This is a genomic window from Bradyrhizobium sp. ORS 375 (assembly GCF_000239775.1).
Taxonomy (GTDB): domain Bacteria; phylum Pseudomonadota; class Alphaproteobacteria; order Rhizobiales; family Xanthobacteraceae; genus Bradyrhizobium.
This window is the reverse complement of sequence record NZ_CAFI01000333.1, coordinates 23,828-42,654: the sequence shown is the minus strand read 5'-3', so window position 1 is coordinate 42,654 and position 18,827 is coordinate 23,828. Positions and strand designations below refer to the sequence as shown.

Annotated in this window: 18 protein-coding genes; 13 read left to right on the top strand and 5 right to left on the bottom strand. The window is 65.6% G+C overall.

Features of this window, described 5'->3' with window-relative positions; all coding sequences use genetic code 11:
- Positions 1–74: 74 nt before the first annotated feature.
- A complete protein-coding gene (locus tag BRAO375_RS23880) occupies positions 75–1,040 on the top strand; it encodes an NAD(P)-dependent oxidoreductase (protein ID WP_009030021.1) in 966 nt (321 codons plus the stop codon).
- A 199-nt stretch (positions 1,041–1,239) separates the two neighbouring features.
- On the opposite strand, the gene BRAO375_RS23875 is transcribed toward BRAO375_RS23880, so the two are convergent.
- The 3 genes from BRAO375_RS23875 to BRAO375_RS23865 form a co-directional block, all read right to left on the bottom strand.
- On the bottom strand, positions 1,240–2,553 hold the full coding sequence (locus BRAO375_RS23875; RefSeq protein WP_009030020.1) for a tetratricopeptide repeat protein: 1,314 nt from the start codon (positions 2,551–2,553) through the stop codon (positions 1,240–1,242).
- 1 nt (position 2,554) lies between these two features.
- Positions 2,555–3,565, bottom strand: a complete 1,011-nt coding sequence (locus BRAO375_RS23870) for an aldo/keto reductase (protein WP_009030019.1) — start codon at positions 3,563–3,565, stop codon at positions 2,555–2,557.
- 191 nt (positions 3,566–3,756) lie between these two features.
- A complete protein-coding gene (locus BRAO375_RS23865) occupies positions 3,757–4,179 on the bottom strand; it encodes a PaaI family thioesterase (RefSeq protein ID WP_009030018.1) in 423 nt (140 codons plus the stop codon).
- Positions 4,180–4,258: 79 nt separating this feature from the next.
- Between BRAO375_RS23865 and BRAO375_RS23860 the strand changes: the two genes are divergently transcribed.
- Positions 4,259–4,888: an NUDIX hydrolase gene (locus BRAO375_RS23860; protein ID WP_009030017.1), complete on the top strand. Its 630-nt coding sequence runs from the start codon at positions 4,259–4,261 to the stop codon at positions 4,886–4,888.
- Positions 4,889–4,913: 25 nt separating this feature from the next.
- On the top strand, positions 4,914–6,089 hold the full coding sequence (locus BRAO375_RS23855) for a hypothetical protein (RefSeq protein WP_009030016.1): 1,176 nt from the start codon (positions 4,914–4,916) through the stop codon (positions 6,087–6,089).
- 117 nt (positions 6,090–6,206) lie between these two features.
- On the opposite strand, the gene BRAO375_RS23850 is transcribed toward BRAO375_RS23855, so the two are convergent.
- Positions 6,207–6,509, bottom strand: a complete 303-nt coding sequence (locus BRAO375_RS23850; protein ID WP_009030015.1) for a hypothetical protein — start codon at positions 6,507–6,509, stop codon at positions 6,207–6,209.
- Between the two features lie 172 nt (positions 6,510–6,681).
- Here BRAO375_RS23850 and BRAO375_RS23845 point away from each other — a divergent pair, with 172 nt between their 5' ends.
- The 5 genes from BRAO375_RS23845 (at position 6,682) to BRAO375_RS23825 (ending at position 11,770) form a co-directional block, all read left to right on the top strand.
- The gene (locus tag BRAO375_RS23845; protein ID WP_009030014.1) at positions 6,682–7,158 is read left to right on the top strand and encodes a hypothetical protein; all 477 of its coding nucleotides are present in this window, start codon (positions 6,682–6,684) and stop codon (positions 7,156–7,158) included.
- A 207-nt stretch (positions 7,159–7,365) separates the two neighbouring features.
- On the top strand, positions 7,366–8,328 hold the full coding sequence (locus BRAO375_RS23840) for a TAXI family TRAP transporter solute-binding subunit (protein WP_009030013.1): 963 nt from the start codon (positions 7,366–7,368) through the stop codon (positions 8,326–8,328).
- A gap of 153 nt (positions 8,329–8,481) precedes the next feature.
- Positions 8,482–10,575: a TRAP transporter permease gene (locus BRAO375_RS23835; protein WP_009030012.1), complete on the top strand. Its 2,094-nt coding sequence runs from the start codon at positions 8,482–8,484 to the stop codon at positions 10,573–10,575.
- A complete protein-coding gene (locus BRAO375_RS23830; protein WP_009030011.1) occupies positions 10,572–10,946 on the top strand; it encodes a DUF1850 domain-containing protein in 375 nt (124 codons plus the stop codon). The genes BRAO375_RS23835 and BRAO375_RS23830 overlap by 4 nt, the downstream gene beginning before the upstream one ends.
- A gap of 23 nt (positions 10,947–10,969) precedes the next feature.
- On the top strand, positions 10,970–11,770 hold the full coding sequence (locus BRAO375_RS23825; protein WP_009030010.1) for an SDR family NAD(P)-dependent oxidoreductase: 801 nt from the start codon (positions 10,970–10,972) through the stop codon (positions 11,768–11,770).
- Positions 11,771–11,931: 161 nt separating this feature from the next.
- On the opposite strand, the gene BRAO375_RS23820 is transcribed toward BRAO375_RS23825, so the two are convergent.
- The gene (locus BRAO375_RS23820) at positions 11,932–12,702 is read right to left on the bottom strand and encodes a hypothetical protein (RefSeq protein ID WP_009030009.1); all 771 of its coding nucleotides are present in this window, start codon (positions 12,700–12,702) and stop codon (positions 11,932–11,934) included.
- Between the two features lie 340 nt (positions 12,703–13,042).
- Between BRAO375_RS23820 and BRAO375_RS23815 the strand changes: the two genes are divergently transcribed.
- The 5 genes from BRAO375_RS23815 to BRAO375_RS23795 all read left to right on the top strand — a co-directional run bounded on the left by BRAO375_RS23815 (position 13,043) and on the right by BRAO375_RS23795 (position 18,756).
- Positions 13,043–13,771, top strand: coding sequence for a tetratricopeptide repeat protein (locus BRAO375_RS23815; RefSeq protein ID WP_009030008.1), 729 nt, complete (start codon positions 13,043–13,045; stop codon positions 13,769–13,771).
- Between the two features lie 83 nt (positions 13,772–13,854).
- Complete coding sequence (locus BRAO375_RS23810; RefSeq protein WP_009030007.1) at positions 13,855–15,237, top strand: tetratricopeptide repeat protein; 1,383 nt, start codon at positions 13,855–13,857, stop codon at positions 15,235–15,237.
- Between the two features lie 119 nt (positions 15,238–15,356).
- Positions 15,357–17,261 carry a propionyl-CoA synthetase gene (locus BRAO375_RS23805; RefSeq protein WP_009030006.1) on the top strand — a complete coding sequence of 635 codons (1,905 nt, stop codon included), beginning with the start codon at positions 15,357–15,359 and terminating at the stop codon, positions 17,259–17,261.
- 296 nt (positions 17,262–17,557) lie between these two features.
- Complete coding sequence (locus BRAO375_RS23800) at positions 17,558–17,830, top strand: hypothetical protein (RefSeq protein ID WP_052536127.1); 273 nt, start codon at positions 17,558–17,560, stop codon at positions 17,828–17,830.
- Positions 17,831–18,024: 194 nt separating this feature from the next.
- Entirely contained in the window at positions 18,025–18,756 is a 732-nt protein-coding gene (locus BRAO375_RS23795; RefSeq protein WP_009030003.1) for an OmpW/AlkL family protein, read from the top strand.
- Positions 18,757–18,827: the final 71 nt, after the last annotated feature.

Below are 18,827 nucleotides of genomic sequence, written 5' to 3'. Positions count from 1 at the left end.
GTGACTCTGGATTGCTTCGTCGCTTCGCTCCTCGCAATGACGACCGCCGTGACAGGTATGACGAGGAAACGACAATGACTGCAACGCATTCGCTCGGCTGGATCGGCATGGGGCGCATGGGCTATCCGATGGCCGAGCGGCTGCTGAAGGCCGGCCACAAGGTGTCGATCTACAATCGCACTCGCGCGAAGGCCGAACCGCTGGCCGCGAAGGGCGGTGTCATCGTCGACCATCCGAGCGATCTCGCCGGCTGCGACATCGTGTTTACGATGGTGTCGACCGGCAAGGATCTTGAGCAGGTGTATTTCGGCGACAACGGCCTGGTCGCGTCGAACGCGGGTCCTCGTCCGAAGATCCTCGTCGACTGCTCCTCGATCGGCATCGAACAGTCCGAGACGATCGCGACCAAGCTGAAGCAGCTCGATTGTGAGTTCGTGCGCGCGCCGGTGTCGGGCAACGGTAAATGCGTCAAGGCCGGGAAGCTGTCGTCGGTCGTCTCGGGTCCCAAGGCTGCGTTCGACATCATCGCGCCTTATCTCGCCAAGATCGCCGTCTCCGGCGTGTCCTATGTCGGCGAGGGTGAGCTCGCGCGCATTTGCAAGATCGCGCACAATGTCTTTCTCGGCGTCGTCATCCAGAACCTCGCCGAGATCACCATCCTGGCGCAGAAGGCCGGCGTGCCGCGCCATGCCTTCCTCGACTTCATGAACGCCAGCGTGATGGGTTCGACCTTCACCAAGTACAAGAGCAACGCGCTGGTCAATCTCGACTGGACCACGACCTTCACGCCGCCGCTGCTGCGCAAGGATCTTGATCTCGGCCTGTCGGCGGCGCGTCAGCTGGATGTCGCGATGCCGGTGACGGCGGCAACGCGCGAGGCACTGCAGGCCCATGTCGGCGCCGCCTCGCTGCAACAAGATCCCGCCGGCTATCTGGAGAAGGACTTCGCCGCGCTGCTGGAGACGGTCGCGCTCGCCGCCGGGCTCAAGCTGCAGCCGGAGAACGTGCCGATGCCGACCGGGCTGGAGACCGAGGGATAGCGCGTCCTCTTCGCCACGAATGGCATTCCGGGGCAAGGCCGCAGGCCTTGAACCCGGAATCTCGACATTGTCTTGCGGTTGTTTCCAACAATCTCCAGATTCCGGGTTCAATCGCCATCGCGCCGCCGCTTCGCGCCGTCGCATTGACGATCGTCCCGGAATGACGGCGAGACGTTGAAGCTCGCCAGGAGCAGCCGAACTACTCAGCCGCCAGCGCCCGCCACCGCGTGTCGCGCGCGGACGGCCGCCGGTGCAGGCGTGCATCGAGCACGGCTCGCGCCTGCACGAGATCGCCGCTGCGGATCAGCGCCAGGATGTAGGTGTCCTCGATCACCTCGCGCTGCGCGTGGCTGCCCCCAATGCGGGCGAGATCGCCCATGACAGGCGCGAGATCGCGCGCGCAGCCGCGCCAGTTGCCGTCGGCGAAGGCACGCAGCGCCCGCAGCATGTGGGGCACGATGCGGCCGGCGGGGAGCTTGCCTTCGGCCAGACGCCGCTCCATCGCGGCGAGGCGTCCCTTGAGGGCCGCGCTGTCATGCATCGCGGCGGCGATCATCATCAGATGCATCTCCACGAAGGCCAGGCTCGAACTCGTGAAGCGGTTGCTCGCATAGGCCGAGACGTCGCCCCATGCGTTCGATGGCACCGGCTGTCCTTCAGCCGTCAGCCGCCACAACAGGGAAGCGCAGTCCGACAGCGTGTTCAGCGGCGGCGCCGACTCCATTGTCGGCACCAGCACGTCGGTGTAGACGGCGAGCGCCTTGGCGGCGTCGCCGCGATCCAGCGCGCCGAGCGCCTGATGCCAGCAGATGTGGCCGTGGAGCATGCCGGTGCGGTCATAGTCGCCGATCCAGCCATCGACGAGCGCATCAGCCTCGCCATACGCGCCGGCTTCGAACATCGCATGCAGCAGCGCATGAACGGCGTAGGCATTGTGCCGGCGCAGCGCAAAGCTGCGCTCGGTGATCGCGCGCCCCCAGGTCACGTCGCCGGCCTCGGTCAGGGCCCAGCCATGGTTCGACAGGAACCACCAGTCCTCGCCGTATTCAGGGGCGAAGCGGTCGCAGAGATCACGCCGGGCAGCATCGTGATCGGCCCGGCCGGAGAACGCCAGCAGGCCGAAGGCGCCGAGCGGCAGCGCCATGATCATGGCATCGCGCGGCCAGCTCGCCAGATGCGTCAGCGTCGATGCCAGCGCCTCGGCGCCGCGGCCCTCGAGGGCGAGCACCAGGGTCGCGACATGGCTCTGCTCGCGCTCCGTGCCGCGCCTGGCGACGAGGTCACGCGCCCGCTTGATCGTCTGCAGCGCGGCCTCGCGCTGCTGGTAGATCGCGTGGACCCGGGCGCGGGCCGCATGCGCCAGCGCGAAATCCGGATCGAGCATGATGGCCCGCTCGAACGCGTCCGTGGCGCCGGGCCAGAACGCGAGCAGGAGATCCATGCCCTCGCGATAGGCGGCGGCCGCATCAGCGGAGGCGGTCGAGAGCTGCAGGCCGTAGCGATCCTCCTCCATGTCAACCCACCCGCGGCCTGCGGCCTTCGATCGGATAGGCCGGGTCGTTGTAGCCGGGTGTCGAGGCGTGCCCGGTGACCACCAGACCGTCGATCAGCGCCTCGTCGTCGGCGGCGAATGGATAGTCCAGCGCGCGGATGTAGTCGTCCCATTGCGCCTCGGTGCGGGGGCCCGCGATGACGGAGCTGATGACGGCCGAATTCAGCACCCAGGCGACGGCGAACTGGCCCGGGGTAAAGCCCTTGGCCTCGGCGTGGCGCTTGATCTCCTGCGCCAGCTTCAGCGACTCCGGCCGCCACTCGGTCTGCATCATCCTGGTGTCGTTGCGTCCGGCGCGCGTTTCCTTTTCGGGCGGCGCATCCGGACTGTATTTGGCAGTGAGCACGCCGCGCGCCAGCGGGCTGTAGGGCACGACGCCCAGGCCGTAATAGCCGCAGGCCGGCAGATGCTCGACCTCGGGCATGCGGTTCATCGCGTTGTAGTAGGGCTGGCTGACGACGGGACGGTCGATGCCCATCGCATCGCAGAGATTGCAGATCTCGGCGACGCGCCAGGCGCGGTAGTTCGAGACGCCGAAGTAGCGGATCTTGCCGGCGCGCATGAGGTCGCCGATCGCGCGCACGGTCTCCGCGAGCGGCGTCGCGTGGTCCTCCTTGTGCAGATAGTAGATGTCGATGTGCCCGGTGCCGAGCCGCCTCAGGCTTTCATCCGCCGCCTGCAGCACCCAGCGCCGCGACAGGCCGGCGCGGTTCGGATCATCGCCCATCGGATTGGCGAGCTTGGTGGCGACGATCCAGCGGTCGCGCTCCCTCGCGATGGCGCGGCCGACCACCTCTTCCGAGGCGCCCTTGTTGTAGGCATCGGCGGTGTCGATGAAGTTGATCCCGGCGTCACCAGCCTTGGCGATGATGCGCCCCGAGGTCGGTTCGTCGGTCGGACCGCCGAACATCATCGTGCCCAGGCAGATCGGCGACACTTTCAGGCCGGAACGGCCGAGCTGGCGATATTTCATAGAAGCCTCATTCCTGCCATAAGCGAGCATGGATTTGAAGAACGATAGCTCGCTCCGCGCGTCATTGCGAGCGCAGCGACGTGTCCGCCGAAGCCCGCAGGGCGAAGGCGGAAGCAATCCAGGGCCGGGTCGGGACTCTGGATTGCTTCGTCGCTTCGCTCCTCGCAATGACGGCGGATAGAGTAGGGCTCTCACTCGCTCTTCAGGATCTTGAACACGCCGGAGGCCATCGCGATCACGCGGTCGGCGGCCGTGACCTCGGTGGTGATGAACACCAGGCTGCGCGTGATCCGCACCACATGCGGCCGCGACACCAGCGTCTCGCCGATCTTGCCGGCCTCGACGAAATGCGTGTCGAACTGGATCGTCGCCATGTGCTCCTTGCCCGCGGCATAGCGAGCGGTCATGCCGCAGCTCCGATCCGCGAGCGTCATGATCACGCCGCCCTGGACCAGGCCGCGGCGATTGTGGTGCTTGTCCTCGGTCTGAATGGCGTATTCGTGGACGCCGTCGACGACGCGCTGCCACAGTGGGCCGATCAGATGCAGGAAGCCGGAGGTGTCGACGATCTCCCAGCCGTCGGACTTCATTTTCGCCGCGGCTGATTTCGTCATTTCGCACACCCCGTTGGTCGGCGCCATTTGCCGGCAGGTGGTCGTTTCATCTGCTGCGGGGCTGGTGTAGTCAAGCTGCATGGCCATGCCGTTCGACGATGCCACACGACGGAAAATCCAGAGCTGCTGTGCGGGATTCGTGCGCCTGGACGCGATGGCGGAGACGCGGCCGTTGAAGCGCGCCGCCGTGGCGATCGCGCTGGTCCCGCATCACGAGACCGGCACGACCACGCTGCTGCTCACCTTGCGTGCTGCCGGGCTGCGCAGCCATGGTGGCCAGTGGGCGCTGCCGGGTGGGCGCTGCGACCCCGGCGAGACACCGGTCGAGGCCGCCTTGCGCGAGTTGGCGGAAGAGCTCGGCCTCTCGCTGACGCCGGACGCCGTGCTCGGCCTGCTCGACGACTATCCGACCCGGTCGGGCTATCTGATTACCCCCGTCATCCTCTGGGCGACCAATGGCCGCACACTCCGGCCGAATCCGGACGAGGTCGCCTCGGTGCACCGGATCGGACTGGATGCGATCACGGCGGATGATGCGTTCGATTTCACGGCGATCCCCGAGAGCACGCGGCGCGTGATCCGCTTTCACGCCCGCGAGGGCCTGATCCACGCGCCGACGGCGGCCCTGATCTATCAGTTCCGCGAGGTGCTGGCCGGCCGCGACACCCGCGTCCACGAGTTGGAACAGCCGGTGTTTGCCTGGAAGTAACCACCGTTTCGGCTACAAGGACGGCATGCTGCATCAGCCGATTCGCAAGCTTGCCCTGATTCTCACCTGTGCTGTCGTGGGCGCGCCGCCTTTGCTGGCCGCGGAACCCGCTCCGGCCTTGCGCGATACTTTCGCCCAGATGGCCTCGCCGGCAGCGATTGCCGAGTACCAGCGCAAACTCGCCGAGTATCAGCAGGCGCGCGCCGAGTTCGATCAGGAAGCGGGCGCCTATTGGAAGGCGATTTCGGACAAGCGCCGCATCCGCAACGCCAAGCGCCGCGACCGTCAGCCGATCGGCCTCGACGACTACGTGCTGGAGCAGCCGCCGGTCTACAGCGGGCCGAAGCGGCCGGTGAACCCCGAGCCGGAGCCGGAGGGCGAGCCGCGCGAGCGGAAATATATCCCCGTCGTCGCCGATCTCCTGAAGGCGGCCCAGGAGCATTTCCAATGGTCGCCGCAGCGCCCGACCAACGACATCGATTTCAAACGCGCCTATGCCCGCTTCGCCGCGGCTTCCGGACTGACGCGTGAGCAGGCGGTCCGCGTCTACTCTTTCGAGACCGGCGGCAACGGCCGCCACGACTCGCAGTCCGGCTTCAAGGGCAATCGCGCGATTTCGACAGCGATTGGTTACAATCAGCTGCTCACCACCAACACGGTCGAACTGCTCGCGGAGCAGGGGCCGCTGTTCATCCGCGTGCTCGGCGAGCGCGTGGCGCAGACGTCAGGTCCGGCGCGTGGTGCGATGGAGCACAAGCTCGCCGTGCTGAAGAAGATGGTGGCGATCGCGCGCTCGGTGCCGGACGAATGGTCGGCGCATGAAAAGATCGGCAACACCCAGCAGGGCTGGGCGATGCATGCGATGGTGCTCGACATCGACGTCGGGCCGATGCTGCAGACCCACAAGCTCTTGACCTCGGTGTTGTTTGCGCGCGCCAAGGGCTACACGCGGCCGCTCTCGGCTGCCGAGCTCGAGATGATGAATCTCACCGGCGACGGCACCGGCTTCGATATGGTGACGATGCCGCTCGAGATGCGCGATCAGGTCCCCACCGCCAACTTTTTCCAGCGCGGCGGCTATGAGCGCAATCCCGTCGCCGTCCGTCACAACACGGTGGCCAAGCTGCTCGCGGTGACCGATGCCCGGATGGACTCGCTGAGCAGCCTTCCCGGCGCCAAGGAGCTGGCGGCGGCGTTCTGAGGAGTCGTCGCGTCTTGTCGGTGGGTGAAACGCGCTCGCGCCACATAAACCGCCGTCGTCCCGGCGAAAGCCGGGACGATGCTGGTCATGAGGCGCGTTCGTCACGTCTCCCAGGTCTCACTCGTCCGCGCCGAACGAGAAGCTGCCGTCGCCTTCGAGATAGGGCGCGGTCCGCATGTAGAGCTGGCCGTTCTGGCCGATGAAGAACAGCGTCCCCTTCGGCACCTTCTTGGCGCCCTTCAGCAGCATGTCGGCATTCTTGGTGCCCATCTTGTAGGCGAGCGTCTTGCCGTCCTTGCCGTAGGCATAGCCCATGTCCGGCTTGAGGTCCCAAGGCTCCGGGGGAGCTGCGCGGCTCACACTGGTCAGCGCGCATAGCGCTCCGGCGGCAATCAAGGCTTTCAGAACCAGGCGCTTCATGTCCTCCTCCAATTCAGCTTCGTTTGAACAAATCGCGAACATTTATGCAGCGTCAACGTCGGGCCGTGCGGCGCGGCGAACGCTTGCCGGATTTTCCATTCGCCCGTCTCGCGATTATCCTGCAGCGTGGTTTAGAAACAAATGCCAAGAAAACATTCTGGGGATGATTCGGATGAGTCTCGTCACGAAAATCGGTTGGGTCGCGACCTTGTCGCTGGTGGCGCTGACTTCAGCCCGGGCCGACGACTTCAAACTGTCCAACAACCAGCGCATTGCCTGCAGCCGGGGTCTCTCCGCCGGCAAGCTCAACACCGCCGTCTGCAAGTCCTACGCCTATCTCTTCAACGTGAAGACATCCGAGTATTTCCGCTGCCAGGTGTCGCTGTCGCTGACCCGGGACAACAAGGAAGTCCTGAACGTCCAGACTGACGGCAGCTGCACCAAGAAGCCGCGCGTGTTCGACACCGACTCGAAATACGAGTTCGATGCCACCGAGACCGAGCCGGCGAACACCAATTCCTTCTTCGGCAATGGCGGCTATTCGATCTGGGTGGCGGACGCCACCCAGCAGAAGCTGCGCGGCTGCATCACGATCTCCTCCGGCTTGGGGTCCGACATTTCCAAGTGCGTCGACATGACCTTCCAGTGAGCCGCCCGACCTGATTGTCGTCGCTCGACGCGATTCTGCATCTGCGGTTCAAGCGTCCGGCCGCGTCAATGCAGGGTTGAAGATGCAGGACCCCGTCCTTCAAGCCCTACGCTCCGGAAGCGGGCGCGGGGATGCGCCAGTCTTTCGGATGGGTTGACCCCGCGCCCGCAGCCGTCCAATTTGCCGGCAAAATCAATGGGAGGACCCATGCGTTTCCTTAAATTGTCGTGCACTGCAACCGGATTGTTCCTGGCCGCCGCCAGTCTGCTCGCCGCCCCCGCAGCGCAGGCGCAGAGCTTCATCAACGTGCTCACCGGCGGCACCTCGGGCGTCTACTATCCGCTGGGCGTCGCGATCGGGAAGATCTACGGCGACAAGATCCCCAACGTGAAGACCCAGGTGCAGGCGACCAAGGCCTCGGTCGAGAACCTGATCCTGCTGCAGCAGGGCCGCGGCGAGCTCGCCTTCGCGCTCGGCGACTCGCTGAAAGCGGCCTGGAACGGCGAGGAGGAAGCCGGCTTCAAGTCCAAGCTGGACAAGCTGCGCACGCTCGGCGCGATCTATCCGAACTACATCCAGATCGTGGCGACGGCCGACTCCGGCATCAAGACGCTGGCCGATCTCAAGGGCAAGAGCCTGTCGGTCGGCGCGCCCAAATCCGGCACCGAGCTGAACTCGCGCGCGATCCTGGCGGCCGCCGGCATGAGCTACAAGGATCTCGGCAAGGTGGAATATCTGCCGTTCGCCGAGTCCGTCGACCTGATGAAGAATCGCCAGCTCAGCGCCACGCTGCAGTCGGCTGGTCTCGGCGTCGCCTCGCTGAAGGACCTCTCGACCTCGTCGCCGATCACGGTCGTGTCGGTGCCGAAGGAGGTGGTCGACAAGATCGGTGCGCCGTTCGTCGCCGCGACCATCCCGGCCAATACCTATACCGGCCAGGACAAGGACGTGCCGACCGCCGCCGTGATCAACTATCTCGTCACCAGCTCGGCGGTCTCAGACGATCTCGCCTATCAGATGACCAAGCTGATCTTCGAATCCCTGCCGGAACTCGCCAACGCGCATGCCGCCGGCAAGGAGATCAAGCTGGAAACGGCCGCGCAGGACAGCCCGGTGCCGCTGCATCCGGGCGCAATCCGCTACTACAAGGAAAAGGGCGTCCTGAAATAAAGCCGCTGCTTGCCCGGACCGCCCTGCGGGCCGGATCGTTTGCATATGACTGCGCGGGAAACCTCCCGCGCAGTCTTGTCGTTAAAGCGGGATGCTAAGGGCCGGCCGGTTTCTGGGCGCGTTGGGGGAAACATGACGATCGAAGCCGTGAACATGGAGACGCCGGTCAAGGTCGAGTTCGACAATTTCGAGCACGGCTTTCCTGAAGGGTTTGGCCCCGGCCGCTGGGGTTACCTTGCCTATGGCATCGGTCTCGCCTTCGCGCTGTTCCAGCTCTATGTCGCCGCCTTCAACTATCTGCCGAGCCAGGTCGTGCGCGGTGTCCATGTCGGCTTCCTGCTGCTGCTGACCTTCGGCCTGATCGGCAACTTCACCGCGAAGACCGACGCCGGGCGGATCGCCGGATGGGCGATCGGCGCGGTGGGCTTTCTGTGCGGTCTCTACCAGTGGATCTTCTACGCCGACCTGATCGCGCGGGACGGTGATCCGACACGCGCGGATCTGGTGGTTGGAACGTTGCTCGCCGTGCTGATCTTCGAGGGCACGCGCCGGCTGATGGGTTTGGCGTTGCCGCTGATGTGCGGCGCCTGTCTGCTGTACTGGTTCTTCGGCCAGTATCTGCCGGCGCCGCTGAACCACCGCGGCTACGACTTCGATCAGATCGTGACGCATCTGTCGTTCGGCACCGAGGGCTTCTACGGCGTGCCGATCTATGTCTCCGCGACCTACATCTTCCTGTTCATCCTGTTCGGCTCGTTCCTCGAACACGCCGGCATGATCCAGCTGTTCACCGACGTCTCGCTCGGCCTGTTCGGCCGTACCCGAGGCGGCCCCGCCAAGGTGGCGGTGTTCGCCTCCGGCATGATGGGCACGATCTCCGGCTCCGGCGTGGCCAACGTCGTCACCGTCGGTCAGTTCACGATTCCGCTGATGATCCGCTTCGGCTATCGCCGCGCCTTCGCGGCCGGCGTCGAAGCTACCGCCTCGATGGGCGGCCAGATCATGCCGCCGGTCATGGGCGCGGTCGCCTTCATCATGGCCGAGACGCTCGGCGTGGACTATTCGGTCATCGTCAAGGCCGCCGTCATCCCCGCGATCCTCTACTTCGCGTCCGCCTTCTGGATGGTGCATCTCGAGGCCGGCAAGCACGGCCTGACTGGCATGAAGCCGTCGGAGATTCCGAGCGCCTGGAAGGCGCTGGTGGCGCGCTGGTATCTCGTGCTGCCGCTGGCCGCTCTCGTCTACATGCTGTTTGAGGGCTTTACGCCGCTCTATGCGGGCTCAATGGGCCTGGCGCTGACGGTGGCGCTGATCCTGGGCACCTCGATCACGATGGGCTTCTCGAACCAGGTGCTGCGCTACGTGTTCTGGATCGGGTTGGCGCTGGTGGTCGGTGCGCTGTCGCGCAACGGCCTGCAGATCGTGCCGGTCGCCTCGGTCGTGCTCGCCTTGGTCGTCCTCACCGGCTTCATGCGCGGTGGCATGGCCACGCTGCACGCCTGCCGTGACTCGCTTGCCGACAGCGCCAAGTCGGCGCTGACTGTGGGCATGGCCTGCGCCATCGTCGGCGTGATCATCGGCATGATGACCCAGACCGGCGTCGGTTCGATCTTCGGCAGCTGGGTGATCGGCTTGGGCAAGACCAGCCTGTTCGCGGCGCTGATCATGACCATGCTGCTGTCGATTCTGCTCGGCACGGGCATTCCGACCATCCCGACCTACATCATCACCGCAGCGCTCGCCGCCCCCGCGCTCGCCAAGCTCGGCGTGCCCCTGATCGCGAGCCACATGTTCGCATTCTACTACGGCATCATGGCCGACCTGTCGCCGCCGGTGGCGCTGGCGGCGCTGGCGGCCGCGCCAATCGCCAAGGAGAACCCGGACAAGATCGGCTGGGAGGCGATGCGCATCGCGCTCGCCGGCTACGTCATCCCGTTCCTGTTCGTCTATTCGCCGGCGCTGATGCTGCAGCCGGGGGACCCGATGGAGGCGCAGATCGGTTTCCTCGGAGCAGTGATGTACGCGTTCGTCAAGGCGCTGATCTCGATCGGCCTGTTCGGCATGGTCGCGATTGGCTTCCTGTACACGCGCATGACGGTCATCGAGCGCCTGCTGGCGTTTGGCGCATCCGTCTGCCTGCTCGGCGAGTTCCCGTATAGCGACCTCCTGGGTTTTGCGCTGGCGGTGGTGATCGTCGCCTGGCAATGGCGGCAGCGGCCGCCGTCGGCGATGGTGGCATCCGCTTGAGCCTCTGTCTCGCCTCCGCCGGCGTCGTGAAGGCGCTGGCGCTCGCGGCCTTCACGCTGGCCTGGACCCACTCGGTCGAGAAGACGGGGTGGCAGGAGGATTGGCGCGTCAGGGGAGATCGTCTGCAACTGGTGCAGGCGCGAGTCAAAGGCTCGGGTGCCGGCATGGAGCCGCCGCCGGAGGCCCGGCTGGTCGATGGCTGGTACGAATGGCAGGTCGACCGTGAGCCGCTGTCGCGCATCGTGCTCGCAAATTCCGGCGCGGCCGGCGAATGGCGGATCTGCAACGACGGACAATGCCGGACAATCTCGGAGATCTTCGGCCATGACATCGGCGCCGCCACCATCATGATGAGCGCCTGTGACCAATAACAAACAAGCGACGGGAGAACGCGATGGATCGTCTCAAGGGCAAGGTGGCGCTGGTGGTCGGCGCCGGCTCGATCGGGCCGGGATGGGGTAATGGCAAGGCCACTGCGGTGACATTCGCGCGGCACGGCGCCAGAGTGTTCTGCGTCGACCGCAACAAGGAAGCCGCGGCGGAGACGGCCGCGATCATTTCAGGCGAGGGCGGGCAGGCCGAGGCGTTTACCGCCGATGTTTCGAAAGCGGCCGAGGTCGAGGCGATGGTCAAGGCCTGCATGTCGGCATTCGGCCGCATCGATGTGCTCGACAACAACGTCGGGATCGCCGAGATGGGCAGCGTTGTCGATGTCGAGGAGGCCGAATGGGACCGCGTGTTCGCGGTGAACCTCAAGAGCGCCTATCTCGCGATGAAGCACGTCATTCCCGTGATGATCGGGCAGGGCGGCGGCTCGATCATCAACATCTCCTCGGTGGCGTCGATCCGCCAGGTCGGCATCTCCTATGTCAGCTACGGCGCCAGCAAGGCGGCGATGAACCAGATGACGCGGACGACCGCGGTCGAGTTTGCGCCCAAGCATGTCCGCGTCAACGCGATCCTTCCCGGGCTGATGAAGACACCGATGGTCGAGCACTCCGCGGGCCTGGCCGCGAGCTACGCCAAGGGCGACGTCGAGGAGATGTGGCGCAAGCGCGACGCGCAGGTGCCGATGGGACACATGGGCGACGCGTTCGACGTCGCCAACGCGGCCTTGTTCCTCGCCTCCGACGAGTCGCGCTACGTCACCGGCATCACGCTGGTGGTGGATGGCGGACTGACCTGCCGGAGTTGATGTTTGATCGCTCCTGCGTCATTGCGAGCGAAGCGACGCGTCCGCCGAAGCCTTCTTAGGCGAAGGCGGAAGCAATCCAGAGTCGTCGTGCGCCCCTGGATTGCGTCGTCGCCTTCGGCTCCTCGCAATGACGAGGGGTGTCGGAGGGATCAGTTGCGCGGCTATTGCGCCATCGCCAACATGCCGCCGGCGATCGTATGCCACGCCGACGTCATGCTGATCGGCCAGTTGAGGAGCTTCACCGCGATCAGCGCAGTCCCGCCATAGACATAGACCGGATGGACGCGTCCGAACGTGCGGCGGTCGTAGACGATGGCGACGACGAGCAGCAGATAGGCGACCAAGGCCGGCGGGATCGTCACGAACACCGGCGGCGGACCGAGCGGGCCGGGCGGCGCGAGGAAGGTCAGGAACCAGCGCGCGACGGCAGCATCCAGCAGCGAGATGCCCGCGAGCAGCATCAGCCGCTTGTGCGTTTCCGGCCGCCGCGCCTGCATCACGGCGAGCGCGAACACGATGGCGAAGAAGGCGATGCCGCTGAGCGGCACGATCGCGAAAGCGATGCCCTCGTTGGGCTGGCCGATCGCGGCGGACCGCTTCATCGCTTCGATTGCCACGAGGAAGCCGAAGATCGTCATCGCCGTGGCGAGCGACACCCCGAAGATGCCGAGCGCGCGGTGCCAAGCGGTGCGGCCTGACGCCGCAAGCCAGCTCTGCAGCGTGAAGTACAGGGTCCAGGTGAAGAACAGGAAGCCGTGGAAATGAACCACGGGCGCGCCGGAGAACGAGCCGCGCGCCAGCGGCAGCCAATAGGTCGGTGCAAATCCGAGGAACGCCGTGGCCATGCAGGCCAGGGCCATTTTGAAATAAAAAGTGCGCGCAGGGGACGCGATGACGCCGCGTGCGCGCGAATGCTCTGTCAGGATCGTCATGGAGGTTCTGTCTGCTCCGGGCGCCACAGGTTCACTGTCGTGGCGATCGCGACCGACCCGCTGCAGCCACGAGGTCGCGAGCGGAACGCGTCAGCGGATCACGCGCAATTCAATTGCCTGACCGCTCGTGATTGGGGATGGGCGCTCGCGAATCCTTGGTCTCATGGGAAGCACTTCCGCGGCTACCCCGCCGCTGTATAGTGATGGTCGACGAAGGACGTTGATTTCCCGTCGATCTCCGGTTTGTCCACGCTTGAGAGAAACAGCCGCCTTGCTGATATCCGCTTCATTACGGGCCAGGGCCGTTCGCCGCGGCCACGCGTGGCGGCTGGCCGCGCTCGTGGCCTTCGGGCTGTTGTTCGCAACAGCGGCACATGCAGTCGGCGCGGCCGAACCGGCAAAGGAGCCGGCGGTCGATGCCGCCGCCTGCATCGCCGCGTCGGAGGCGCGTGACGGCGACAAGGTGCTCACCGAATGCGGGGCGCTGATCGACAATACCAAGGTTCCAAAGAGCGACCGCATCAATGCGTTGATCGCGCGGGCCTCGATCTACATCACCAGGGGGGAGACCGATCGCGCCATCGCCGATTACGGCATTGCCCTGCAGCTCGATCCGACGCTCGCCAACATCTTCAACGCGCGCGGCGAACTGTATCGGAAGAAGGGTGACCGGCCAAAGGCGCTGGCCGATTTCGCGGCCGCGCTGCGGCTCAACCCGGATCACGTCGGCGCGCGCAGCAACTATCATATGCTCGCCGTCGAGCTCGAGCGTCTCGGCGCGCAGATGGCCGTCGCCGGCCGGCCGAGCTTCAATTGCGCGACGGCGCGGCGCGCCGTCGAGAAGGCGATCTGTGCCGATCCGGAGCTTGCCAATCTCGACCGCGAGATCGACGGCTCGCATGCCCGGGTGGTTCGCGAGGCGTCGGGGCCGGCCGCGGCCCGCGCCCTGCAGCGCGAGCAGGATGCGTTCATCGCCCGCCGCAATGCCGCGTTCGGCCGCAGCGGTTACGATCTGAAGAAGGCGATGCAGGACCGTCTGCGGCGGCTGAACGGGGCCGACGGCTATTAACCATCAGGATGGCGGCTTGAACCCAGTTCCGGCCGGGGACGACAACGGGACAGTTGACCCGTCCCGTCCAAGGTCCTACGCCGATGCGCGCATCTGCTCTTTCGATCTCGTCCTGCTCATCTTACCGCACGCTCTGTCTCGTCGCCGGCTTCGTCGCGGCTCTCGGCGTCGTGCCGGCGCGCGCCGCGGACACCGAATGTGCCCTGGGAAGCAAGGCACAGCCCTCGCAGCTGATCAGCGCCTGCAGCGCCGCGATCGAGCAGGCCTCGGCCTCGCCCAGGGATCAATCCATTGCTCTCGTCGCCCGCGCTGACGCTCACGCCCGTACCACGGGGGGAATGACCCAGGCGCTAAGGGATCTCGACCGCGCCATCGCGCTCGATGGCAAGAATGCGCGCGCCTATCGGCTGCGTGGCGACCTGATGCGCGAGGCCGGCGGCGATGCCGGCAAGGCCACGGCCGATCTCAGCATGGCGATCTCGCTCGATCCCGATGACGCCGAGGCCTATGAGCTGCGCGGTGTTGTCTATACCGGGCAGCGCCGGCTCGATCGCGCGCTGGCCGACTACGACCAGGCCATCCGGCTGAAGCCGGATTATGCGCAGGCCTATGCCGACCGCGGGGTCGCGTTCTATCTGCGCGGTGACAACGAGAAGGCGGTGCAGGACTACAATGAGGCCATCCGGCTCGATCCGGACCGTCCGCGCACCTTCACCAATCGCGCCGCCGCCTACAAGAAGCTCGGCCAGATGGACAAGGCACTGGCCGACGATCACGAGGCGATCCGGCGTGATCCGAAAGTGCCGGAATATTTCGACAACCGCGGCCTCACCTATCAGTCGCTCGGCGACTACGACAAGGCGATCGCCGATTACGACCAGGCGATCAAACTGCAGCCGAAGCCGAATTTCCTGACCAATCGCGGCGACTCGCATCAGTTCAAGAACGAGCTCGGTGCCGCGCTGAGCGATTACGACGCGGCGCTGCGCCTCGATCCGAATTTTGCGCTCGCCTATAACAATCGCGCGGTGCTGTTCCGCAAGATGGGCGAGCGCGCCAAGGCGCTGGCGGACTATGAGGCCGCGCTGCGGCTGGATCCCGGCAACGACAACGCCGCGAGCGGCCGCCGCGTCATGCTGGCCGAGATCAAGAAGTTCGGTGCCGAGCCGCCGCGTCCCTTGAATGCGCCGTCGGAGCGCAGCGGCCCGTCGTTCGACTGCGCCACGGCTGTGCGCGAGGTCGAGAAGGTGATCTGTGCCGACCCGCAGCTCTCGGTGCTCGATCTCGGCATTTCCGAAAGCTACGCGCGGCTCCTGAAGGGCTCCCGCGGCCGCGCCGCGGCTGAGCTGCGCAGCACGCAGCGCGACTTCATCGCCGAGCGCAACGCCCGTTTCGGCAAGCCCGGCTACGACCTTCGTCTAGCCATGCAGCGTCGCCTGGATACCCTGCGCGACGCAGCGCATTGATCCAGCCTGGAAAATTGCCGGAGGTTCAGGCCCGCCTGATCTGGATCAATTCATGACGGCTTGAACTGTCGCTTTGTCCCGGACAATAGTCGGGAATAAACACAGATTGGGGAAACGTCATGAGCGCTGCGAGCCGCTATCACGAGGTCCATGCACGGTCGCTGCAGGATCCGGAAGGGTTCTGGGCCGAGGCCGCCCGCGCGATCGACTGGATCGAGCCGGCCAAGAAGGTCTTCGACCCGTCGATCGGCGCCTATGGGCGCTGGTTCGCCGGCGCCGTCGTCAACACCTGCTACAATGCGCTCGACCGTCACGTCGCCGCCGGCCGCGGCGACCAGCTGGCTCTGATCCACGATTCGCCGCTGACGAACTCCGTCACCAGGATCACCTATGCCGAAATGCTGAAGGAGGTGCAGACGCTCGCCGCGATCATGCAGGATTTCGGCGTGGCCAAGGGCGATCGCGTCATCCTCTATATGCCGATGGTGCCGGAGGCGATGGTCGCGATGCTCGCCTGCGCCCGCATCGGCGCCGTGCATTCGGTGGTGTTCGGCGGCTTCGCGGCCAAGGAGCTCGCGACCCGCATCGACGATGCGACCCCGAAGCTGGTGCTGTCGGCGAGCTGCGGCATCGAGCCCGGCCGCATCGTGCAATACAAGCCGCTGCTCGACCAGGCGATCGAGCTCGCCGACAACCGGCCGCAGGCCTGCATCATCCTGCAGCGGCCCGAGCATGTCTGCGAGCTGAAGCCCGGCCGCGACTATGATTGGGCGGCGCTGCGCAAATCCGCGCTCGCCAACGGCAAGCTCGCGCCCTGCGTGCCCGTGCTGGCGACCGATCCGCTCTACATCCTCTACACGTCCGGCACGACCGGCAAGCCGAAGGGCGTGGTGCGCGACAATGGCGGGCATCTCGTCGCGCTGAAATGGTCGATGGAAAATCTCTACGGCATCAAGCCCGGCGAAGTCTGGTGGTGCGGCTCGGATATCGGCTGGGTGGTCGGCCACAGCTACATCATCTACGGTCCGCTGATCCATGGCGCGACCTCGGTGATGTATGAGGGCAAGCCGGTCGGCACGCCCGATGCCGGCGCGTTCTGGCGCGTCATCAGCGATCACAAGGCGGTGGCTTTGTTCACCGCGCCGACGGCCTTCCGCGCCATCCGCAAGGAGGACCCGGAAGGCACGTTCCTGCGCAAATACGATCTGTCGCAGTTCCGCACGCTGTTCCTGGCCGGCGAGCGCGCCGACCCGCCGACGGTGGAATGGGCCGAGCAGCAGCTCAAGGTGCCGGTGATCGACCATTGGTGGCAGACCGAAACCGGCTGGTGCATCGCCGGCAATCCGGTCGGCCTTGGCCTGCTGCCGGTCAAGCATGGCTCGCCGACGGTGCCGATGCCGGGCTATCAGGTCGACATCGTCGACGAGGCCGCCAAGCCCGTGCCCGCCAACACGATGGGCTCGATCGTGATCAAGCTGCCGATGCCGCCGGGCTGCCTGCCGACGCTGTGGCAGCAGGAGGACCGCTTCAAGGAATCCTACCTCAGCGAATTCCCCGGCTACTACAAGACCTCCGATGCCGGCTTCAAGGACGAGGACGGCTATGTCTTCGTGATGGGCCGCACCGACGACATCATCAACGTCGCCGGCCACCGGCTCTCCACCGGCGGCATGGAGGAGATCCTCGCCTCGCATCCGGATGTCGCCGAATGCGCGGTGCTCGGCATCAAGGACGCGATCAAGGGCGAGGTGCCCTGCGGGTTCCTCGTGCTCAAGGCCGGCGTCTCGCGCAGCCCGTCGGTGATCGAAAAGGAAATCGTGGCGCTGGTGCGCGACAAGCTCGGTCCGGTCGCCGCTTTCAAGCTCGCCATCACCGTCGGCCGGCTGCCGAAGACGCGCTCCGGCAAGATCCTGCGCGGCACCATCAAGAAGATCGCGGATGGCGAGCAATGGAGCATGCCGGCCACGATCGAGGATCCCAAGGTGCTCGAGGAGATCGGCGAGGCGCTGAAGAGCAGGGTGTGACGTCGCGGCGCTGACAGCTGCGGCCGACTTGACCCGCAGATCTACCGCATTGACCGTCGCAGTTTTCGCGTCCGTCTATCTCAGCGTCGTCATGGCCGGGCTTGTCCCGGCCATCCACGTCGAGCGGCACACTGGGAACGACGTGGATGCCCGGGACAAGCCCGGGCATGACGGAGTGACTAACTGGTCACCTCGTCTGGCGTGACAGCCCCGTGGCGGACGATTGGCAGGGCTTGACCCCGGCATCCATTGCCGTCAAGCAACGGCCAGCCCGATTGACGACAATGGATCCCCCGATGCGACAGACCTCCGCCCGACTGGCCCTGGTGCTGATGGCCGCGCTTTCGCTCACGGCCTGCGCCTCACGCAATCAGGGCCCCGCGGTCGCGCTCGGCAATGATGACGACGATGCGGTCTGCCAGGCCGGCGGCAAGGTCGCGGTGGGCTCTTCGGAATACGTCGCATGCCGCAAGGATCGCGACGTGCAGCGGCAGCGCGCCGAGGCGCGCGCCGATCGCCGGCAGCGCGATCTCGGCGAATACATGATGAACCATCCCGATCGTCCCTGAGCGCGACTGCAACCGCCTCTCATGGCGCGTGTCGCGTATGCAACAGTTTGGCGACATCGGCCCTGCAACAGCGCCGATTGATTGAGATCAAATCCAACGCCATGGCGTCCCTGCCACATCTGTGACCGCAAGAGCGCGGCTTGCCTGCGCGAACTGAGCGGAAGTGCAGCTCAAGTGTGGCTATGGGGATCTCGATGAATAGAACCTTCCAACTCTCGTCGTCGATGCTGGTGCTGGCGGCGATCTGCGGAGCGACGGGCTCTGCGCAGGCAGCCGATCTGCCGGCGGCGCCGGTCTATACCAAGGCGCCGGTGGTCGAGGCATGGAATCCCTGGATGATCCGCGTCCGCGCGCTCGGCGTGCTGCCGGACGCCGGCGGATCGACCGTGAACGTCGCCGGCGTGCCGGCGCTGTCGTCGCCGAACTCCGGCCTGAAGATCTCCAATCAGGTCGTGCCCGAGCTCGACATCAGCTACTTCTTCACCAAGAACATCGCGGCCGAGCTGATCCTCGGCGTCACCCGTCACTCGATCAGCGGCACCGGCGCGCTCGACGGCCTCAATGTCGGCAAGGCCTGGCTGCTGCCGCCGACCCTGACGCTGCAATATCACTTCACCGATTTCGGTGCGTTCAAGCCGTATGTCGGCGCCGGCGTGAACTACACGGTGTTCTATAATCAGAGCGCGGCCAACCAGGTGTTCAACGGCCTCGCCGTGACCAACCTGCACATCTCGAATCAGTGGGGCGCCGCGGTCCAGTTCGGCTTCGACTACATGCTCGACCGGCACTGGGGCTTCAACGTCGACGTCAAGAAGTTGTGGCTGCAGCCGAACTACTCGGCGACCGTCAACGGTGCGATTCCCGTCACCGGCCGCGCCAACATCGACCCGTGGCTGGTCGGCGCCGGCATCACCTACAAGTTCTGATTTGTTGCGTTCCTCCCAGACTTGCATGGCGCCGGCATCCCCGGCGCCATTTTTTTCGGGAGCGTCTTTTA